This window comes from Tritonibacter horizontis, assembly GCF_001518015.1.
Classification (GTDB): Bacteria; Pseudomonadota; Alphaproteobacteria; order Rhodobacterales; family Rhodobacteraceae; genus Epibacterium; species Epibacterium horizontis.
This window is the reverse complement of sequence record NZ_LPUY01000048.1, coordinates 46,041-64,538: the sequence shown is the minus strand read 5'-3', so window position 1 is coordinate 64,538 and position 18,498 is coordinate 46,041. Positions and strand designations below refer to the sequence as shown.

Annotated in this window: 20 protein-coding genes and 1 pseudogene; 1 reads left to right on the top strand and 20 read right to left on the bottom strand. The window is 59.9% G+C overall.

Annotated features, from left to right (window positions below; translation table 11 throughout):
• Positions 1 to 19 precede the first annotated feature (19 nt).
• The 15 genes from TRIHO_RS07575 to TRIHO_RS07505 form a co-directional block, all read right to left on the bottom strand.
• A complete protein-coding gene (locus TRIHO_RS07575) occupies positions 20 to 580 on the bottom strand; it encodes a hypothetical protein (RefSeq protein WP_005613356.1) in 561 nt (186 codons plus the stop codon).
• Positions 581 to 585: 5 nt separating this feature from the next.
• A complete protein-coding gene (locus tag TRIHO_RS07570; RefSeq protein WP_005613358.1) occupies positions 586 to 1,020 on the bottom strand; it encodes a copper chaperone PCu(A)C in 435 nt (144 codons plus the stop codon).
• A 17-nt stretch (positions 1,021 to 1,037) separates the two neighbouring features.
• Positions 1,038 to 1,679, bottom strand: a complete 642-nt coding sequence (locus TRIHO_RS07565; RefSeq protein WP_005613360.1) for an SCO family protein — start codon at positions 1,677 to 1,679, stop codon at positions 1,038 to 1,040.
• Positions 1,669 to 2,424, bottom strand: coding sequence for a DsbA family protein (locus TRIHO_RS07560; protein ID WP_005613361.1), 756 nt, complete (start codon positions 2,422 to 2,424; stop codon positions 1,669 to 1,671). Before TRIHO_RS07560 ends, TRIHO_RS07565 begins: the two co-directional genes overlap by 11 nt.
• Before the next feature lie 51 nt (positions 2,425 to 2,475).
• Positions 2,476 to 2,757, bottom strand: coding sequence for a hypothetical protein (locus TRIHO_RS07555; RefSeq protein ID WP_005613363.1), 282 nt, complete (start codon positions 2,755 to 2,757; stop codon positions 2,476 to 2,478).
• A 35-nt stretch (positions 2,758 to 2,792) separates the two neighbouring features.
• The gene (locus tag TRIHO_RS07550; RefSeq protein ID WP_005613364.1) at positions 2,793 to 3,065 is read right to left on the bottom strand and encodes a hypothetical protein; all 273 of its coding nucleotides are present in this window, start codon (positions 3,063 to 3,065) and stop codon (positions 2,793 to 2,795) included.
• Between the two features lie 3 nt (positions 3,066 to 3,068).
• Positions 3,069 to 3,593: a TlpA family protein disulfide reductase gene (locus TRIHO_RS07545; protein WP_005613366.1), complete on the bottom strand. Its 525-nt coding sequence runs from the start codon at positions 3,591 to 3,593 to the stop codon at positions 3,069 to 3,071.
• Positions 3,590 to 4,162 carry a DsbE family thiol:disulfide interchange protein gene (locus TRIHO_RS07540; RefSeq protein ID WP_005613368.1) on the bottom strand — a complete coding sequence of 191 codons (573 nt, stop codon included), beginning with the start codon at positions 4,160 to 4,162 and terminating at the stop codon, positions 3,590 to 3,592. Before TRIHO_RS07540 ends, TRIHO_RS07545 begins: the two co-directional genes overlap by 4 nt.
• On the bottom strand, positions 4,159 to 4,641 hold the full coding sequence (locus TRIHO_RS07535; protein ID WP_005613370.1) for a c-type cytochrome: 483 nt from the start codon (positions 4,639 to 4,641) through the stop codon (positions 4,159 to 4,161). The genes TRIHO_RS07540 and TRIHO_RS07535 overlap by 4 nt, the downstream gene beginning before the upstream one ends.
• On the bottom strand, positions 4,638 to 4,766 hold the full coding sequence (locus TRIHO_RS24285; protein WP_264753299.1) for a hypothetical protein: 129 nt from the start codon (positions 4,764 to 4,766) through the stop codon (positions 4,638 to 4,640). The genes TRIHO_RS07535 and TRIHO_RS24285 overlap by 4 nt, the downstream gene beginning before the upstream one ends.
• 4 nt (positions 4,767 to 4,770) lie before the next feature.
• The gene (locus TRIHO_RS07530) at positions 4,771 to 5,268 is read right to left on the bottom strand and encodes a DUF411 domain-containing protein (RefSeq protein ID WP_005613371.1); all 498 of its coding nucleotides are present in this window, start codon (positions 5,266 to 5,268) and stop codon (positions 4,771 to 4,773) included.
• Between the two features lie 11 nt (positions 5,269 to 5,279).
• A complete protein-coding gene (locus tag TRIHO_RS07525) occupies positions 5,280 to 6,212 on the bottom strand; it encodes a WD40/YVTN/BNR-like repeat-containing protein (protein ID WP_227511958.1) in 933 nt (310 codons plus the stop codon).
• Positions 6,213 to 6,232: 20 nt separating this feature from the next.
• The gene (locus TRIHO_RS07520; RefSeq protein WP_068241745.1) at positions 6,233 to 7,618 is read right to left on the bottom strand and encodes a multicopper oxidase family protein; all 1,386 of its coding nucleotides are present in this window, start codon (positions 7,616 to 7,618) and stop codon (positions 6,233 to 6,235) included.
• Positions 7,619 to 8,117: 499 nt separating this feature from the next.
• Entirely contained in the window at positions 8,118 to 8,546 is a 429-nt protein-coding gene (gene cueR / locus TRIHO_RS07510) for a Cu(I)-responsive transcriptional regulator (RefSeq protein WP_068241742.1), read from the bottom strand.
• A 42-nt stretch (positions 8,547 to 8,588) separates the two neighbouring features.
• On the bottom strand, positions 8,589 to 11,186 hold the full coding sequence (locus TRIHO_RS07505) for an NAD-dependent epimerase/dehydratase family protein (RefSeq protein WP_068241740.1): 2,598 nt from the start codon (positions 11,184 to 11,186) through the stop codon (positions 8,589 to 8,591).
• 433 nt (positions 11,187 to 11,619) lie between these two features.
• On the opposite strand from TRIHO_RS07505, the gene TRIHO_RS07490 reads away from it, so the two are divergent.
• Positions 11,620 to 13,710, top strand: a complete 2,091-nt coding sequence (locus tag TRIHO_RS07490) for a protein-disulfide reductase DsbD family protein (RefSeq protein WP_082705060.1) — start codon at positions 11,620 to 11,622, stop codon at positions 13,708 to 13,710.
• A 2-nt stretch (positions 13,711 to 13,712) separates the two neighbouring features.
• Here TRIHO_RS07490 and TRIHO_RS07485 read toward each other — a convergent pair.
• The 5 genes and pseudogenes from TRIHO_RS07485 to TRIHO_RS07470 all read right to left on the bottom strand — a co-directional run bounded on the left by TRIHO_RS07485 (position 13,713) and on the right by TRIHO_RS07470 (position 18,483).
• Positions 13,713 to 14,433 (bottom strand): annotated as a pseudogene (locus TRIHO_RS07485) (MauE/DoxX family redox-associated membrane protein).
• Positions 14,434 to 14,501: 68 nt separating this feature from the next.
• On the bottom strand, positions 14,502 to 14,954 hold the full coding sequence (locus tag TRIHO_RS24155; RefSeq protein WP_232367731.1) for a hypothetical protein: 453 nt from the start codon (positions 14,952 to 14,954) through the stop codon (positions 14,502 to 14,504).
• Positions 14,935 to 15,453, bottom strand: coding sequence for a DUF305 domain-containing protein (locus TRIHO_RS24150; protein WP_232367730.1), 519 nt, complete (start codon positions 15,451 to 15,453; stop codon positions 14,935 to 14,937). Before TRIHO_RS24150 ends, TRIHO_RS24155 begins: the two co-directional genes overlap by 20 nt.
• A 120-nt stretch (positions 15,454 to 15,573) precedes the next feature.
• On the bottom strand, positions 15,574 to 15,963 hold the full coding sequence (gene cueR, locus TRIHO_RS07475) for a Cu(I)-responsive transcriptional regulator (protein WP_068241734.1): 390 nt from the start codon (positions 15,961 to 15,963) through the stop codon (positions 15,574 to 15,576).
• A gap of 9 nt (positions 15,964 to 15,972) precedes the next feature.
• Positions 15,973 to 18,483, bottom strand: a complete 2,511-nt coding sequence (locus TRIHO_RS07470; RefSeq protein ID WP_068241732.1) for a heavy metal translocating P-type ATPase — start codon at positions 18,481 to 18,483, stop codon at positions 15,973 to 15,975.
• Positions 18,484 to 18,498: the final 15 nt, after the last annotated feature.

The following is an 18,498-nucleotide window of genomic DNA, read 5'->3' as shown; positions in this document are numbered from 1 at the left end:
CTGGGGGTCCGTTCTTCGATTAATGCGCGTTTGTCAGGCCGTTGACGTACAGGATCATGTTGATGTGCCGGAAAGCGGAACCCGCAAAGACCCCGGCATGGCGGTTGCCGCGCGCGATAACATGCACAAGCGGAGCCTCGGAATCGTCTGGCGCAATCGCGCGATACTGATCGATCAGACTCTCTATTGGCTCTTGTGCGCGAGCAATGACCACGTTCTCGCCAATCGGTCCGGGAACCGGATCACTGGCGTCGGTCACCACAAGGAAGGTCACCATGTCCAGCATGGGAGATGCATTCACTCCGCCCCTCACCTTTTCAAGAAGTGCCTGCTGATCAGCACAGGGCAACCCGCAGTTGGACGGTACAAAACTAAGAACGACGACCTGATCGGAGAGGCTTTCCAAGACCAACGATTCTCCGTCAGGGCCGAGAAGATCCAACGCAGGAAGTTCGTTGAGGTCAACGGCAGTGAAAGCAGGTTCTTTCTGTGCCATCACCTCGTCAAGACGGTCGCCAGGATGATCTGCGTAGGCCGGGCGGCCCGCGACGAGGGCTATCAGCAGGAGTATGTTTTTCATGACTGTTACTCCTGCGGTCCCATTGCGCCCGGCCCGAGAACCGGGACGCTGATTTCCATTCGGGCACCCGATGCGAATGTCAGGATCAATGGCAAATCGGTGCCTTCTTCGAGTTTTTCCGACAGGCCCATCAGCATCAGATGCATGCTGCCGGGCGCGAGGGTCACTGGTTCTCCGGAGCGCAGGTCCAAAGCGTCGATCTCGACCATTCGGTTAACGCCATCATCACCAGTATCGACAGCATGAATCGTGACGTTCCCAGCGATCGGCGTCGTGATCGCGACCAGTTGATCACTCTGGTCGCTCGTGAGCGTGAGATAGGCCGCTGCCGGGCGGGAGGCCAAGACGCTCGCGCGGGCCCACCCGTCCGATATCGTCACATCGGCCGATGCGAAAAACGGCCAGAGAGTTAGCGCGGTTGCAAGTATCGTGATCTTCATTTGGTAAGTTCCTTCACTCATAACTTTTTACGGATTTCCTGCGCCAGCACCTCGGGCGGCTGACCGCCTTCCTGATAGACCGCCTCAAACTCGCCACCGGGCTGCATGAGGTAGATGTATCCGGCATGCGCCATGAAATAACCGTCCGGCGCGCTGTCGTCCTCGGTCCGCTCGTACCATGCGCGGAAATTTCTGTTGGCCTCGGCAACCTGCGCTTCGGTTCCGGTCAAGCCAATCAGGCTTGGATGAAAGACTGATACATACTCCGCCATGACCGGCACTGTGTCGCGTTCCGGATCGACCGTGATGAAAATAGGTGCTACCTGGGCCGCATCTTCGCCGAGCAGATCCAAGACGCTGGCCATGTAGGCCAACGTGGTGGGGCAGATGTCCGGGCAGTGGGTAAAGCCGAAGAAAACAAGTTGCCAGCGGTCGGCGTAATCGGCCTGGGTCACCTCTTGCCCGGTGTGATCCGTGAGGGAAAATTCGGATCGAATATCCGCCTCACCCGAATAGCGGACGGCCTTCGATCGGTTGCCAAGATAGTTATCCAAAGCCCAAAAGATCGCTAGCCCAGCGAGCGCAGCAGTTATCGTGCCCCACAATATGGTTCTCAGGAGCCGCGATTTCGGAGGGGTTTCACTGGGTTCAATCGACATCTCCGGCCTCCGAAATCAGGGCCTGAAGATCGGCCTTTTCCAACAATCCAGGAACAAGTGCCTCCCCGATCATAAACGTCGGTGTGCCGGATATTCCAAGCTTCCGTGCGAGATCGTGAGACTTTGCGATATGGGCATCGACTTCAGGCGCGTCCATATCTGCCTGCAACTGGTCGTAGTCCAGCCCTGCCTGCTCGGCGGCTCGCCTGATCATGACAGTATTGGCGCGCGGCTGTGCCATCAGGGCTTCGTGGAAGGCCTCAAACTTGTCCTGTTGTGTCGCCGCCAGCGACGCTCGAGCCGCCAGCTCGGAGTCGGGTCCGAGAATTGGCCACTCCCTCATGATGATGCGCAGGTCGGGATTCTCCTCGATTAGTTCGAAAAGGACCGGGGCCGCGCGTCGGCAGTAGGGGCAGTTGTAGTCGAAGAATTCGACAAGCACGATGTCGCCCTCAGGATTGCCCATCACGCCGGTGTTCGGGTCCGCCCGCAGGAGGTCACCCACGCGCTGAAGCGCAGCCCGTTGTTCGGCCTGGGCTTGTGCCTGAGCCTCTTCCTGGAATGTCAGGAGCGTGTCCATCAGAACTTCGGGGTTCTCGCGGATGGTTTGCAGGATCAAGGCTTTGATGGCCTCTTGCTCAACCTGATCGAGCGGCGTCGATTGCTGGGCCAACGAAATCGTGGGCGTGGAAATCAGCGCCCAGAGGAAGACCGCAAACACGCGAAGGGCAGTTTTGAGTATCATCTATTTTTCCCTGTCAAATCGCCGGGGGCCTTGGCCCCCGGCGATGATTGATCAGCCCTTGTCGGTCGAAGGGGTGGTTTCATCCTCGGAGTTGTTCATGGCCTCCATCATCTCGGTGCAGGCCTCCATCATCGGGCCCATTTTCTGCATCATCTTCATCATGGGCATCATGCCGTCCATGCCGGACATATCGCCGTCCATCATATTGCCGGCCATTCCGTTCTCACCGTCCATCATCTGGCCGGACGAACCGGTGTTGTCCTGGGCAACCACGCCGGTTGCCATCAATGTAGTTACGGCAGCCGCCATGCTCAGTTTCTTGATAAGTGTCATCAGTTTCTCCTTAAGGTTTCTTGAGGTTTTCGGGATCAGTCCCTCGGCAGGCTCGGCTCTGCGGCCGTGCTCTTGTTGTCACATGATTTCGATTTGCACATCACGCAGACGCCAAGCCCGCACATCACGGCGCAGGGTGCCACGGCCAAGATCAGCGGGGCGGCCCCAATGGCCGTCACCCAGCCCCAGTTCAGGTAAAGCCCGGCACCGATGATCGCCATTGACGCGAGAATCAGGCCGCGCTGTCCAAATTGCGGCCGCCACGGGCGTGCCACCGGTGTTTCAGTGTGAGGTAAAGTTTCAGACATTGGTTATTCACTCCTTTCGTTGATGATAGTCTGGATTTGGGCCATGACTGCGGGACTGTCCCATTCGGCCGGCCCGACGAGTCGTCCGCGCTCGAAACCGTCGCGGTCGATCAGGATCGTGGTGGGAAGGCCCACTACGGCAAACGCGGCCATCACCCGAATGTCTTCGGCGAGGTATGTATCGAGATGGCGAATACCGATTTCGTCGTAGAAACGGCGGACGATCTCCATTCCGGCACGGTCGATCGACAGCGGCAGGACATGGAAGTCGCCGCCGCCCATTTTCTCCTGCAAGGCGTCGAGCGTCGGCATCTCTTCGCGACAGGGAACGCACCAGGTCGCCCAGATATTCAGCAGAACCACCCTGCCCCGGAAATCCGCCAGCGTCAGATCGCGGCCCTTTCCATCGACGAAAGGTGGCGACAGCATCTGTCGCGGCTTGTCGTGAAGCGGCATCAATGGTCTGGCTTGAACCGGCCCCACGACGCCGAGCGCCGCCATACCAGCGAGCAAATCACGTCGTTTCATGATCCGGCTCCTTCCTGAAGGCGCCGCACAACGGGAAGGATGTCTTCCTCCAAAGAACGGCGGTTGAAGGGGCCGATATGCTTGTGAGCGATCCTACCCTCGCGATCGATCACGAAGGTCTCCGGCAAGCCATAGACGCCCCAGTCAATGGACACGCGCCCATTCCGGTCGGCGCCGATGCGGGTGTATGGGTCACCAAGCTCGGCAAGAAAGCCCAGAGCTTCATCGGGACGATCCTTGTAGTTGATGCCGTATATCGCGACCTCATCCTGCGCGGCCAGTTCGTTCAGCAGGGGCATTTCGACCCGGCACGGTACGCACCAGGACGCCCAGACGTTTACGATGGACACCTGTCCTTTTAGGTCGGCGCTCGACAGCCCGTCGGCGCGTCCCTCTATCGGCGGCAAGTCGAATTCGGGCACCGCCTTGCCGATAAGCGCAGAGGGAAGGCCGTCATTGTTATTGAAAAGGCCCCAGTAAAAGCCGACGGCAATCAGCACGAAGATCGTGACCGGCAGCACGGTGAAAAACCGCCCCCTGCGGCGGCGGCGTTTCTCAACCGCGCTCATTTGTCACCTTCATTGGCAGAGACTTCTGCCTGAAACGTGCGCTCGCGATCGGGCCACGTGCTTTTGATATAGGAGAGCACATCGGCGATCTCGTCGTCGGTCAGCAGCCCCTCGAACACCGGCATGTCGCTCTCGTACCCCGGCACGACGGCACCGATGCCCTTTTTGGTCACGATGAACAGGTTTCGGTCCGAATGGTGCCAGGTATGGCCGGTTTCGTCATGTGGCGGCGCGGGCATGTGCCCATTGTCCAGACGCCGCCGCCAATCGGGCTGCCCCTCCAGTTTGGCACCGTGACAGGATGCGCAATTCTCCGCATAGAGCGTCTGCCCTGCTGCGATGTCCGCAGTAGTCACGGGTTCACCGAGGAAGGACAGCCCATCCACAGAAGCTTCGTCACTTTCCGACTGCGCAAAGACGGCAAACCCGGCCGCGGATAGTGCGACGATAGCGGCACCAATTATTGCGGCCCGTCTCATGTCGAACTCCTGAGGTATTTCACGAGTGCGACGACGCTGAGCAGCAGAACCGCGGCGACGAGCAGGAGCAAAAGCCCTCCGCCGAACATCATCACCCCCATCATCGGGCCAGTCATCATGTCCATGCAGTTACTCATCGGAGTAAACGGTGATCCCGCCCTCGCCGAACGCATAGGTCTTGAGCGTACCGGTCTTTACTCGTGCCATGCCTGGCGCGTTCGAAGGCATGCCCGGCAAAGTAATGCCGGTGATGTCGGGCTTCTCCGTGACCAGCCTTTCCAGGATCTCCGAGGGTACCAATCCACTGACATAATAGCCTTCGATCTCGGCCAGATGACAGCCGAGCCCCTGCTCGGGAACGCCGACTTCGATCGAGCGCTTATCAAAATCCCGATCGTCGATGCGTGTCACCTGATAGCCGTTCTCTTCCAGATAATCAGCGTAGGTGTCGCAGCAACCGCAGCCCGGATCGCGCCAGATCGTGATCTGCTTCGTTCCGTCTGACACGTCGGTACTTGCGGGACCGGTCGCGTCTTCGGTGCTTTGTGCTGAAGTCAGCGTCGTGAAAGTGAAGGTTCCGCCGACGCCAAGTGCAGCAAGCGAAGCCAGGACATATCTTCTGTTCATGGGGTTCTCCATCATGCGACCGCGAGCGCGGCCCAGGTAGCGCCGCCATCGCGGCTGAGGTTCAGGGTGCCGTCGAGGAGGGCGGCTACGTGATTTTCGTCCCTAGGGTGGACCGCGACGGCCCTCCCCTGCCCTTTTGCCTTCTGGGTCCAAACCACGCCGCCGTCCTGCGACGCCCACACCCCCGACGGCAGCGCCGCATATAGTGTCGAAGGTGCCGAAGGGGCGCTGGCCAGTGACAGGACCGGCTCATCCGTCGGCAGCGGCGCCTCGGCAGGTGGCGCATCGCCCGTCACCAGCGCGTCCATCGCATTGCCGGGCTGAACTTCCTGCCAGCGGCAGAAACAGTCTGGAACACGGGTCAGGCCTTTCTCGGTTCCGGCATAGATCCAGATGCCGCCCATCCCGGTTTCGAGATCAACCGATGCCAGCGTCAGCGGGTCGCGCTCGGCCGCGTCGAGCCAGGGCCGGTCCATCGCGAGCGCCCACGTTGCGCCTGCGTCCTCGCTCTTCCAAAGGCCGTCGCCGCGGATCGCGGCATAGAGCATGTCGGGATTTCCGGCGGCCACGGCCAGCGCGGTGACCTCGCCGGAGGCAAGCCCCTCGCTTCGGGCAGTCCATGTCGTTCCGCCATCGTCGGACACGGTCACCCCTCCCCGCGCCAGTCCGGCAAGGAGACGTCCGGGACGCGCAGGATGCGTGGCGATCGAGGAGACCGGGGAAAGTGTTGGCCTCTCATGCCAACTGCGACCGCCGTCGGGGCTGGCCCTCAGTGTTGCGCCTGCGATCAACAGCGTGTCGCCATCGAAGGCCAGGGTTCGAATATTGGCCGCCCCGCCGGCCGCGCGCACCGCGCCGGGCAACACGAGCACTGCGGCTGCACCCATACCCAGTGCCAGGAAGTGGCGTCTGTCCGGCTCAAAATTCAAGGTTCTGTTTGTCATCTCTTGTCCTCCTCCGGGGCTCATGCGACGCGGATCACACCCATCATTCCCGCGGCTTGGTGTTCGAGAATGTGGCAGTGGAACATCCAGTCGCCGGGATTGTCGGCGACGAAGGCGATCTCGACCCGTTCGCGGGGTGCCATCAGCACCGTGTCCTGCCATTCCCGATGCGGCGTCGGCGCACCGTTTCGACTGATCACGCGGAATGAGTGGCCGTGCAGATGGATCGGGTGATCAAAAGCGGTCGCGTTGGTCATCTCGAGGATGTGACTCGCGTCGCGTTTAAGCGTCAGGAACGGGTCAAGCACATGCCCCTGGGCGGCTTTTCCGTTGACGAACCAGATGCCGCGCCCGTCATGCATCATGCCCATCATCCCGCCGGTGAACGTCACCTCATGACGATGCGCAGAACTCAGGTCTGGTTCGGCAATGGGACTGGCTGGCAGTGCGATCGGCCAGTCGGGTGTAGCCTCGCGCAGGGCGGTTTCAGCGTAGGTGAAATCGAGGACTCGAAAATCGTTCCCGCGGTACGCACGGTCTACAAGCTGGGCTCTTTCGCCTGGCTTGCCGGTGCAATCCAGGATCACATCGACGCGCATTGCGGGTCCAAGAACGACAACACCGTCCCGCGGCTCATGCGGCGTGACGGGTTGCCCGTCGAGCGCGATGATGCGCGGTGCATGGTCCCCGAAATCGAGTGCGAAGATCCGGGCATTCGCCGCGTTGATCAGGCGGAGGCGGATCCGTTCCCCCGATGCCACCTCGAGTGTTTCCGGCACGTGACCGTTGATCGTCACAGTGTTCCCGAGGCGGCCAGCGTGGCTTAAGTCATGGGCATTGCCGAAATCATCCGAAATCGATGCGTCCTCGGCCAGACGCCAGTCGTCCAGGACCCAAGTAACATCGCGGTCGACCCGAGGTGGATTGGCCTCATCGATGATAAGCGGGCCGTAGAGACCGCGCCCGACCTGCTCGAAGCTGCGTTGATGTGGGTGATACCAGAAGGTGCCGGCATCGAGTGCATCGAATTCGTAGACGAACCTGTCGCCCGGGGCGATCGGTCCCTGTGTCAAGTGCGGCACCCCGTCCATTGCGTTGGGAAGCCGGATGCCATGCCAATGCACAGTGGTTTCCTCCGCAAGGTCATTCATAACCTCGACCTGAAGGCGATCACCTTGTCGAATGCGGATCTCCGGGCCCGGGACCTTACCGTTGTAGCACCAGGCCGCAGTGTCCGGATGTGGCTCGGGAACAAGCCGTGTGCTTCCCGGTGCGGCCCGGAGTGAGAATTTCCGGGTGGCGGCTTCTGCCATCCTCGGAAAAGGCAGGGTGGCGGACATCACACCCGCGAGCGACGACGCGACAAAGGCGCGGCGCGTGACGGTAGTTTTGTAGTTGAAAGACATCGGACTGGGGCTCTCTGATAATTCGGTCCTCCGCCGGAGCCAAAGCGGCAACTGCGGTTGGGGAATACCCGCAGCGCGAAGCAGCATGGCTCCGGCGTCACGGCATGACACTGCGGCTGCGAAGCCGCGGCGCGTGTCAGTTCAGAGAAGGAATCTTGGAGGCTGTTTGGCAGGTGGGCTGATCAGACCGCGAAAATCCCGCGCGATCGGCAGTCCATGGGCGCTCGAAACTGCAATTAGACCAAATTCCGCCGAGGCTCCCACCAGCGCGACGGCGGTCGCCGAGTTGCACACGAAATCGCAAGCGATGCCTGAGGGTCCCGCCGAACCATCGCACGCCTCACAGTCGGCACCTGGCATTTCAGCTCCGGCTGCGATCATTTCAGATGCCATTCTGGCCGAACCGGCCGCATGCACAACCGAGCTTGCCGCGAAGGCGGCAAGGACGGCTATCATGATGAGGCGGGCGACAAAGTGCATGCGGCTAATTTACCAGTGTTCAGAGGGTTGTTCCAGCGGGATGTTTTCGCGTCCCCGCGAGGTCGGAAGGCGTCAGATCATCCATTATCGGGCAGTCGGGACGATCATCGCCATGACACCGAACAACGAGATCACGAAGCGTCGCGCTAAGCGCCTGCAACTCCTCGATTTTTTGATCCACCCGCGCGAGATGGCTTTGTGCGATCGCCTTGACGTCGGCGCTGGACCGCTCGCGGTCCTCGTACAATGACAACAGCGTGCGACATTCATCGATGCTGAAACCCAACGACCGCGCCCGGCCGAGAAACGCCAGCTTGTGCAGATCCTGAACAGCGAAATCGCGGTACCCGTTTTCACGCCGCGACGGTTGCACGAGTCCGATATCCTCGTAATACCGGATTGTTTTTGCGGGCAAACCGCTCTGTTCCGAAACATTTCCAATGTTCATAGCTGGCAACCCTCTCCTTGAAACACCAGATAGTCCTTCCACCTACTGGAAGGTCAAGGACGCTTGGCAATCTTTTTGTGACGCCCCTTCAAAAATGAACCTGTCCCAACTCCCATAGTGTTCCTCGCTGCGCTTCCCACGCGACAGGCTGAGCGCGATGAGAGCGATCCCGGCGAGGATACCGACAAGGCTGCCTGCCACCGTGCCTCCGCCCAGGAACCAAGGCGCGACAATGAGCCAGAGGCCGAAGAGGATGTTAAGGAACCGCAACGGGCGCGCGACCTCGGCCCAGGCGATGACCGCAGTGGTCAGGACCAGTGCGCCCAGCAGGTGATCGCTGTTCGCCATGGCCGCTTCATTGCCAAAGATCGCGCGCGACAACATCAGGAAGACCCCGATCGCAGCACTCAGCCCGAGTGTCCATGGTACGGTGACGCCGCGTGCGCTTTGTCGAAAGATCTGCATCGGTCGCGCGTCGAAGCTCATTTCGCCCCCCGTTGTGCCACCGGGCAGCGCATCGCCCCTGAAGAACGCGCGCCAGAACGGTCTGCCCCGGCGCGTATTCCAGACCATGAACTGCACCATCGCGACGATTTCATCGAGCGAGAACGGGATCATGATCAGCATGGCCAGCGCCGCCATCAGGCAGATCGTGCAATAGGTGTCGATGGCAATCGGCTGAATGATGATGAAATAGATGCTGATCACGCCAAGCGGCCCGACAACGATGCCGAAAAGTGCGACCATCCAGGGCATCGTGCGCCAGCGCAGGCGGCTGCCCATCACGCCCATCATGATCTCAAACATATAACTCATTGCGCCAAGGCCGCCGTCGGCAATGGGCCAGGCTTTCGAGACATCGGAGGTGATGATGTATTCGGTGCCATTCAGCGCGACCGGCGATGAAAAGAACGGCTCCCACACGCCGTCTACATGGCCGAGCTGGTAGGCCGACAGGATGCGCGACAGGATGAAGCCCACGACACCGAGCGCGATGATCGGCAGGCGCTGGACATAGGTGGAGGGGCAGTAGGTCCAGCCGGGCGGGATATCGGTATCGTCCATCATCCCCTCGCGCGACATGCCCGGCATCATCGGGATCAGGATTGTCAGCGCGACCACCAGCGCGCCGATCAGCGTGTCGTTGGCATAGACGGCCGCGTCCGGCGTCCAGAACACCAGCGGCGCGGCCAGCAGCCAGACGCCGAGCGCGGCATTCACCCATTGCGCCCAGCCGTTACCATGGCGCAGCGACAGGGCGGCAAAGACCATGATGGCAAGTCCGGTGAAGACATTGTTCCACGCGGTCAGCCAACTGCGTGTAGCGGCGGACCACAGCCCGCGATCCTCCGTCACGCGCTGGACCGCCGCGCTGAATTCGGTCTGATCGAAGGTGCCGAAAACCGATGGCGCGGTGGCCAACCACAGGCCGAGCGCCATGACCAGCCAATGCACCCAGAGCATAGAAAAATGCATCTGCCGCATGTGTTGATCATGCTCGCGCCGATCCGCGTTCGCCTCGGCCTCCGTCGGTGCATGCTCTGCAGCCTCTTCCGCCACGGCGTTTTCGACCTTGGCCGCCGAGACCCGTGCGGTGTTCAGCCCGTTCGCTTCGTACCATTCGTAGGGATCGTCCTTCAGGCGCTGAAGGATGCCCGGCATGTCCTCGCGCAGGCTGTGCCGAGGCGTCCAATCCAGATGCTTCTTCGCCGCCGAAAGGTCGAGTTCATATTGATCGCTGGAAATATCGACCATCCAGGACCGAATGAAGGCGTCCTCGCCAAATATCTTGTTTTCCGCCCAGGCGCCGAGCTTGGCCAGTTGGGACGGCACGTTCCAGGTGATCCAGTCCTCTCCATGCAGTTCGCGCCCGATCAGGCGCTGCAACTCGCCGAAGGTTATCGGATCGCTCTCCCCCAGTAGCACCGGAAAAACGTCCGGCAGCTTGACGCGCCGATCAACGATACGTTCCACCGCGTCTAGAAAATCGTCGAGATGCAGGAACGCCTGCCCGCGCGACAGATCGCCAGGATAAACCTTGCCGCTGAATCGTCGTTCGTGAATGCGGGCGATCTGGTGGGTCAGAAAAGTCGACTGCCCGTTGTCATCGTAGATACCGGCGGGGCGCATCAGCACGAGTTTCTCGTCACCCCGTTCTTCGCGCAGCATTCTTTCGGTACGCACCTTCGACGCCCGGTAAGGCAATTTGGGATCGAAAGGATGATCTTCGTCTATCGGCTCGCCAGGCTCGGTCGGCGCATGCGCCAGCATGGTGGACGCGAAGACGAACTGTTCCAGCTTGAATTCCTGAAGGCCCTTCAGAAGACGTTTCGACCCTTCGACGGTAACCGCATCATAGGCCGGATCATCCTCGCCGCTGAGATCGAAATAGCCCGCAAGGTGAATGCAGGCGGAAATCCTGTCGCCGTAAGCCAGCCGCACACGATCAAGCGCGGTATCGACACTTGCCTGATCGGTGATGTCGAAACAGACGCACTCGGCCTGATGCGGCGGATGGGGCGGCGAATACCGGTCAAGTCCGACGACGCGGTAGGACCCGTGCAGCCGTCGCACCACCGCGGCCCCGAGATACCCGCTCGACCCGGTAACTATAACGACCGGCTTGCTTTCATCTGCCATGGCGACGCTCCGGCCTTCCGCTACGTACGCAGGTATTTCACCAGCGCAATAACTGCGAGAATCAGCACCACGATGACAAGGAGCCAGACAAGTCCCATTCCAATCATCATACCGCCGCCCATCATTCCACCATCCATCATGATCTTCTTCCTTCTCTCAATTGCTAAGCGTTCAACTAAGTCATCCGCATTTGGTTTCAATTTCCAGCGCTGGAAGGTTGGAGGCCGCGGTTGCGATTGAAATGTTTAATGAAGAAAAAAGCTTCTATTGGCCTTCCTGCTACGAACGCGGACTTCGTCGCGTTATTCTCGCAGCGGGATGGCTTCACAAACGACATTGTATCCGTTTGTAAAGTTGACCAACCGGGAGATGCAGCCATAGAGGTGCTTCGGATTTCGATCTCGGGACAAGGGTGGAAGCGAGCCAAAAGATGATGCGAACCACGTTGCGCCTATTCTTCCTTCTCATGGCTTGCCTTTGGGCCTCCATGGGCTTTGCTGCATCGAGCGATACCTACGAGAATTCAACAATCACGGCCCGGCTCATCTCCGTTGAAAATGGGGTCGCGGAAACCTCCAGAACCCTTTCCCTTGGCCTGGATGTCGAGCTGGCCGAGGGCTGGAAAGCCTATTGGCGTTCGCCCGGCGAGGTGGGTCTGCCGCCTGAAATTTCATGGGATGGATCGGAAAATCTGGTGAGCGCACAGATGCTCTGGCCCGCGCCTGAGCGCTTCACGGCATTCGGCATCGAGAATTTTGGCTACAAGACCCGTGTCGTCCTGCCCATTCAGGCAGTTCTCGAAACTGCGGGCCAGTCCGCAACATTGCAGGCGCGTGTTTCATTGCTGGCGTGCTCGACTGTCTGTGTGCCGCATGATTTCGATCTCGCACTGACAATTCCGGCGGGCACCGGGATTGACGCGAAGGCGGCGGGCCTGATTTCGGAGTATGCCCAGCGGGTGCCGCTTGGTCCCGAAGAGAGCGACATCATTGTCGAAACGGCGGTGATCGCGGATGATGCGCTTTATGTGACGGCGCGCAGTGCGAATGCCTTTGTGAAGCCGGATATCTTTCCGGAACTGGGGCCGGAATTCACCTTTGGCAAACCGGACATCCGAACCGATGATGCGGGAACAGCCCTTTGGGCCAAGCTGCCTCTTCTCGCGCAAGGGGAGGATCCGCCGCCCCTGCAACTGACTGTGACCGATGGATCACGCGCGGTGACAGCGCAGCCCGCTTGGTCAGACCGCATCCCGGGTGCACCATTCGAGGTTATGGCGAACCTGCCGGATCTGACGCAAATCCTGGCGATTGCGGCCTTTGCCTTTCTTGGCGGTCTGATCCTGAATGTCATGCCCTGTGTTCTGCCTGTCCTGTCCATCAAGCTGACATCGGTTCTCAATCATGGAAACAAGCCAGCGCACGAGGTCCGGAATGGGTTCCTGATGTCGGCGCTTGGCGTTCTGGTGTTCATGTGGGCCCTCGCCGCAATCATTCTGGTTCTGCAATCCGTCGGCGTCACCGTTGGGTGGGGCCTGCAATTCCAAAGCCCTGTTTTCCTGACCGTCATGTTTCTGGTGCTTGCCGTGTTCTCTGCCAATCTGTTCGGGGTGTTCGAAGTTTCATTGCCCTCCGGGTTGCAGTCACGGCTGGCCAGATCAAGCGGTCGCGACGGGTATGGCGGAGATTTTGCAACAGGCGCCTTCGCGGCGGTGCTGGCCACGCCCTGCTCGGCCCCGTTTTTGGGGACAGCGGTTGCCTTTGCCCTGTCCGGGCGCCCGATTGATGTCATTCTCGTTTTCACGGCTCTGGGGCTTGGGCTCTCCCTGCCCTATCTGGTTCTGGCGGGGAAGCCTGGTCTGGTCCGGTTGTTGCCCAGGCCGGGACGTTGGATGGTTGTCGTCAAATGGGTGCTTGCCGGTCTTCTGGCCGGGACCGCGATCTGGCTGCTCTGGGTACTGATAGGGGTGGCGGGTGGCCGGGTGGCCATGACCGTGCTGCTTATGACGAGCCTTTTCATTCTTCTCGCAACAATACGTTTGCCGGGCAGATTGACGCGCCCGACAGCGCTGGTGGTGGTTGCTGTTCTCAGCCTTCTGGTGCCGACGGCGCTGACAATCCCGCCGCAGACGAGAGCGGTGGGCCAGGACTGGGTCGCGTTCGATCGCTCCGAGATACCGAAACTGGTGTCGCAGGGAAAAACCGTCTTTGTCGACGTGACCGCAGACTGGTGCCTGACGTGCAAGGCCAACAAGACGCTGGTGCTGGACCGTGCGCCCGTGGTCGACCAACTGCGGGGTGATAATGTCGTTGCGATGCGGGCAGACTGGACTAGGCCCAGCACTGACATTTCCCGGTATCTGGAAAGCCACAACAGGTTTGGCATCCCGTTCAACATCGTCTACGGGCCAAACGCGCCAGACGGGATCATCCTGTCCGAGGTTCTGACGTCCGAAGCCGTTCTCGACGCGCTGAGCAGGGCCGCACTTGGCGACCCTGTGACCGCTTTGAAAACGGATGGTTAGGCCTAAAAGAGGCCCATCGCACGCGCCGACATCCAGACGCCCATGAATATCATCATCAGGTTTTCGGTCAGGGACACGAAACCCAGCGGCACGTTTGAACCGCCGCCCACGCAGGCGCACTTGATCTCGCGCTTATCGATGTAGACGGCCTTGAAAACTGAAGCCGCTCCGACCGTACCGATGAACAGTGCAACAGGCGCGCTGATCCAGACCAAGGCACCGGCGACCATGAGAATACCGGCAAGTGCTTCGCCGAAGGGATAGACATAGCCATAGCGCACCCATTTCTGGGCAAGCAGATCGTAGTTCAGAAACATCGTGGAAAACGTCTCGACGTCCTGCAGTTTTTGAACAGCAAGAAAGCTCATCGAGATCGCGATGAACCACTCGAATGCCCGCAGCGTCAGGATCGAACCGTAAAACGCCCAACTGAGACCAAGCGCCATAAGGAATGCGACCGCGAATATCGCAATGACGGGTTGATAAGTCGTCTCGTCGTCATCCTTTACGTCCTGGCCGAAAAATTCCCTCAGCGCGTCATAGCCACCAATTCTTTCATTGCCGATAAAGGTCTGCGGAGTCGTTTCGACACTGTGTTCTTCCATGAAAGCATCCGTTTCCTCGCGGGTGTTCAGAGGCCGGTCCTCAATCGAATACCCCTCCCGCTCAAGCAGGTCCTTCGATTTTCAGCCCATAGGGACAAACATGCTCCTCCATCACCATTCGGTACAAAACCGCCGTCTTCGGGGTGGATTTTGCCTCTCTCGTCATGACGCGTTCCTTTAAATCCTTTAACCGTTGCAGGTCCAATACCCGGTAAATCCGACAGTCAGAGGCGTCTCTCCCGTCAATTCAAACAGCAGGGTGGCGTCTTCACCGTCGGCGTCACCCGGCGCCAGCGTGAATTGGCCACCATCGGCAGACAGGACGCCACCGGACGTCACTGTGTCTTGCGACGTGAAGTTGACCAGCGATCCGGATATCTTGGCGACGCCGTTCCCCGCCCCGTCCGTGACCAGAATGGGATCGGCGTTCACGGCGCGAATGAAACGGCATTGTCCGTCGGACCCCAGTGCGCGTGTTATTTCTTCGGCTTTGAGCGGTGCAGGACGGATTCCGGCAATCACCGGGGTTGCAATCGCTTCTTGAAGCCCCTCCATTTCAGCCGGACCGTCCGCTTCACCAAGTGGCCATTCAGGACCGGCTTCGCCATTTGCCTCAATGTCATCTATGAGGAAACGCATTTCGGAAATTTCGCGATTTTTGCGCCGTCACGATTTCCGAAGCCAGAGCCTTGACCCGTGGATCTGTCAGCTCGGCCCGTTCGCTTGTCATGATCGCGATGGAGTGGTGCGGGATCATCGCGCTCATCCAGCTTTCGTCCTGAATGGTCTCCTGGCTTCTCACGAGCCAGAGCGCGCCGGCAAACATCACGACAGACCCGAGAAAGATCGCGGCGTTGACGCCCTTGTTCTTGTACATGTTCAACATGAAAAGGAGCATCACGGTCGCAATCGTCGCGCCCATGATGAACGTCATGTAAAATCGGGTTTCGCTCCAGTAGACATGTTCGAAGGAGTACGAGTTGATGTACATCAGGCCGAACATGATCGCTGTCGACGTGCCAACCATCGCCAGAAACCGGCCATAGGATGAACCTGAATGGCCCCCCGAATGTGCTGCATCTTCACTTGAACGGGCGTGGGACCCGCCGCTAGATTTCCCGGTCGTATCTTCAGACATTTGATCCCTCCACCTTGGCTTGAATTGCTGAAGAAACAACATTCCAGCGGGGGAGGGCTCCAACAAACTCCAACGCTACGGTGCGAAAATCCGAAGAATGTCGGCCCCAAGCATCATGCGCTACGGCTCTTTGGCCAGATCTTTCAGAATCGGACAATCCGGGCGGTGATCGCCATGGCAGGCGTCAACGAGGTGTGACAGCGTATCGTGCATCGACCTGAGCTGGGCAATCTTTTCGTCAATGGCCGCCAGGTGTTCTTGTGCGACCGCTTTTACTTGTGCGCTTTCCCGCGTCTCATCTTCATAGAGATCAAGCAGCGTGCGGCAGTCTTCGATCGAGAACCCGAACGTCCTGGCGCGACCGAGAAATGCGAGCTTGTGGATGTCGCTGTCGCGAAAGGCGCGATAGCCGTTGTCGCTGCGCAAAGGCCGGACAAGGCCGATGTCTTCGTAGTAGCGGATTGTCTTCGCTGGCAAACCCGCGCGTTCTGATACTTCTCCGATGTTCACACCTGTCTCCTATTCTGCGGGCTGCGTTGCGAATTTCGTCTCCGCGTCGTGGGGCGGATCCTGTTCCGACATCGTCGCCTTGATTCGTCGCAGCTGCAGCGCGTTGGTCAGAACCGACACGGAGGACAGCGCCATGGCCCCGGCGGCAAACACCGGCGACAGGAGCAATCCAAAGGCCGGGTAAAGCGCGCCCGCCGCCACAGGGATCAGCGCGACGTTATAGCCAAAGGCCCAGATAAGGTTCTGCCGTATGTTGCGCATGGTCTTGCGCGACACGTCGATGGCATTCACCACGCCGCGCAGGTCGCCCGACATCAGCACCACGTCGGCGCTTTCGATTGCGACATCCGTGCCGGTTCCGATGGCGATGCCGACATCGGCATGGGCCAGCGCTGGCGCGTCGTTGATGCCGTCTCCGACAAAGGCGATCTTGCTGTTCCCTTGCCGCAATTCGTCCAGGGCGGCGACTTTTCCATCCGGCAACACCCCTGCAATGACATGGTCGATCCCGACCTCGCGGGCGATGGCATCTGCCGTGGCCTTCTTGTCTCCGGTGATCATCGCGACCTTGATCCCTCGATCATGCAGAGCTGCGATCACTTCGGCGCTGGAGGATTTGACCGGGTCTGCCACGGCAATCACGGCCGCCAGGGATCCGTCCACCGCAGCATAAAGCGCGGTGCGTCCCTTTTCGGCCAAGGCCCTTTCGCGGTCTTCCAGCGGGCTGGTGTCAATGCTCTGCTGCACCATGAAGCGATCCGCACCGACATGAACCTTGCGGCCCTGGACAAGCGCCTCGACACCGTAGCCGGTCACGGACCGGAATTCCGTCGCATCGGGCCAGGACAGGCCTTCGCTCTTTGCGGACTGCACAATGGCCTCTGCCACCGGGTGCTCAGACTGCGCCTCGACAGATGTGATGAGGGCGAGTGTCTCTGCCCGGTCAAAGCCGTCGGCCGTGATGAGGTCTGTCAAACTGGGTTGCCCTTGCGTGACCGTCCCGGTCTTGTCCAATGCGACAACGCCAACTTCATCCAGATGTTGCAGCGCATCTCCCTTGCGGAAGAACACCCCCATCTCGGCCGCGCGTCCTGTCCCCACCATGATCGAGGTGGGCGTGGCCAACCCCATGGCGCAGGGGCACGCAATGATCAGAACGGAGACACCCGCCACAAGCGCAAAGGTCAGAGCCGGATCGGGACCGACCAGCAGCCAGACAACCACAGTCGCAAGCGCCAGAACCAGAACGGCAGGCACGAACCACATGGTCACGCGATCCACTAGGCCTTGGATCGGCAGCTTGGCCCCCTGAGCATCTTCGACCATGCGGATAATCTGCGCCAGCGTGGTATCCGCCCCGACTCGCGTCGCCGTTATGGTCAGGCTCCCGGTGCCGTTCACCGTGCCGCCGGTCACCGGTTCGCCAGCAGCCTTTGGCACGGCGAGGGGTTCACCGGTGATCATGCTTTCATCGACGTTGCTTGATCCTTCTGTGACCTCGCCATCGACAGGCAGCCTTTCACCGGGACGCACGAGGATCTGATCGCCGATCCGCAGTTCCTTGATGTCAACCTCGGTCGCCTGCCCGTCACGCAGGACCCTGGCTGTCTTTGCCTGCAGACCAAGAAGGGCCTGAATGGCTGCACCGGTCTTGCCCTTGGCCCGCGCTTCAAGCCAGCGACCCAACAAGATCAGAACGACAATAACCGCCGCTGCTTCGAAATAGACGGCGCGCACACCGTCAGGCAGCACCTGAGGCAGGAAGGTCGCGACTACGGAATAAGTCCACGCCGCCCCGGTTCCCAGTGCGACAAGGCTGTTCATATCCGGGGCACGCTTGATCAACGCCGGAATGCCCTTCGCAAAGAACCCCCAACCCGGTCCGAAAAGAACCACCGTGGCAAGCGCGAATTGGATCAGCCATGACGTTTGAATGCCGATTGTGCTCTCAATCAGGCCCTCAAAGCCGGGTATGGTATGTTTTCCCATTTCCAGAACGAACACCGGCACGGTCAGGATCGCGGCAAGGATGACACGGCGCGCCAGCGCGTCGGCTTCTTCTGCCTTGCGGTCCGATCGGTCCTCGTGCGCATCGCTCTGCGCAATCTCGGCCGGGTATCCCGCCTCCGTACTGATCCGGGCAATCTCTTCCGGGGTGATGGCATCTGAAAGATACTCTACCACAGCAGTTTCGGTTGCTAGATTGACCGCCGCATTCAATAGGCCGGGTGTCCGTACAAGCGCCTGTTCAACCCGACCGACACAGGACGCGCAGGACATGGCGTCCACGTTCAATATTACGCGCGCCGTCCGTGCAGGGTATCCGGCGTTCGAGAGGGCCGTGACCGCCACGCCCGTGGTGGCCGGATCATCCATCTGAAATTGAGCCGTTTCGTTCACAAGGTTGACACTGACGTTCGAAAGGCCCGGAACCTCGTTCAAAGCCTTCTCAACCCTGCCCACACAAGACGCACAGTTCATGCCGGAAACGGATAGACGTATCGTATTGGGGTCGGTCATGAGAGCCTCCTCGGT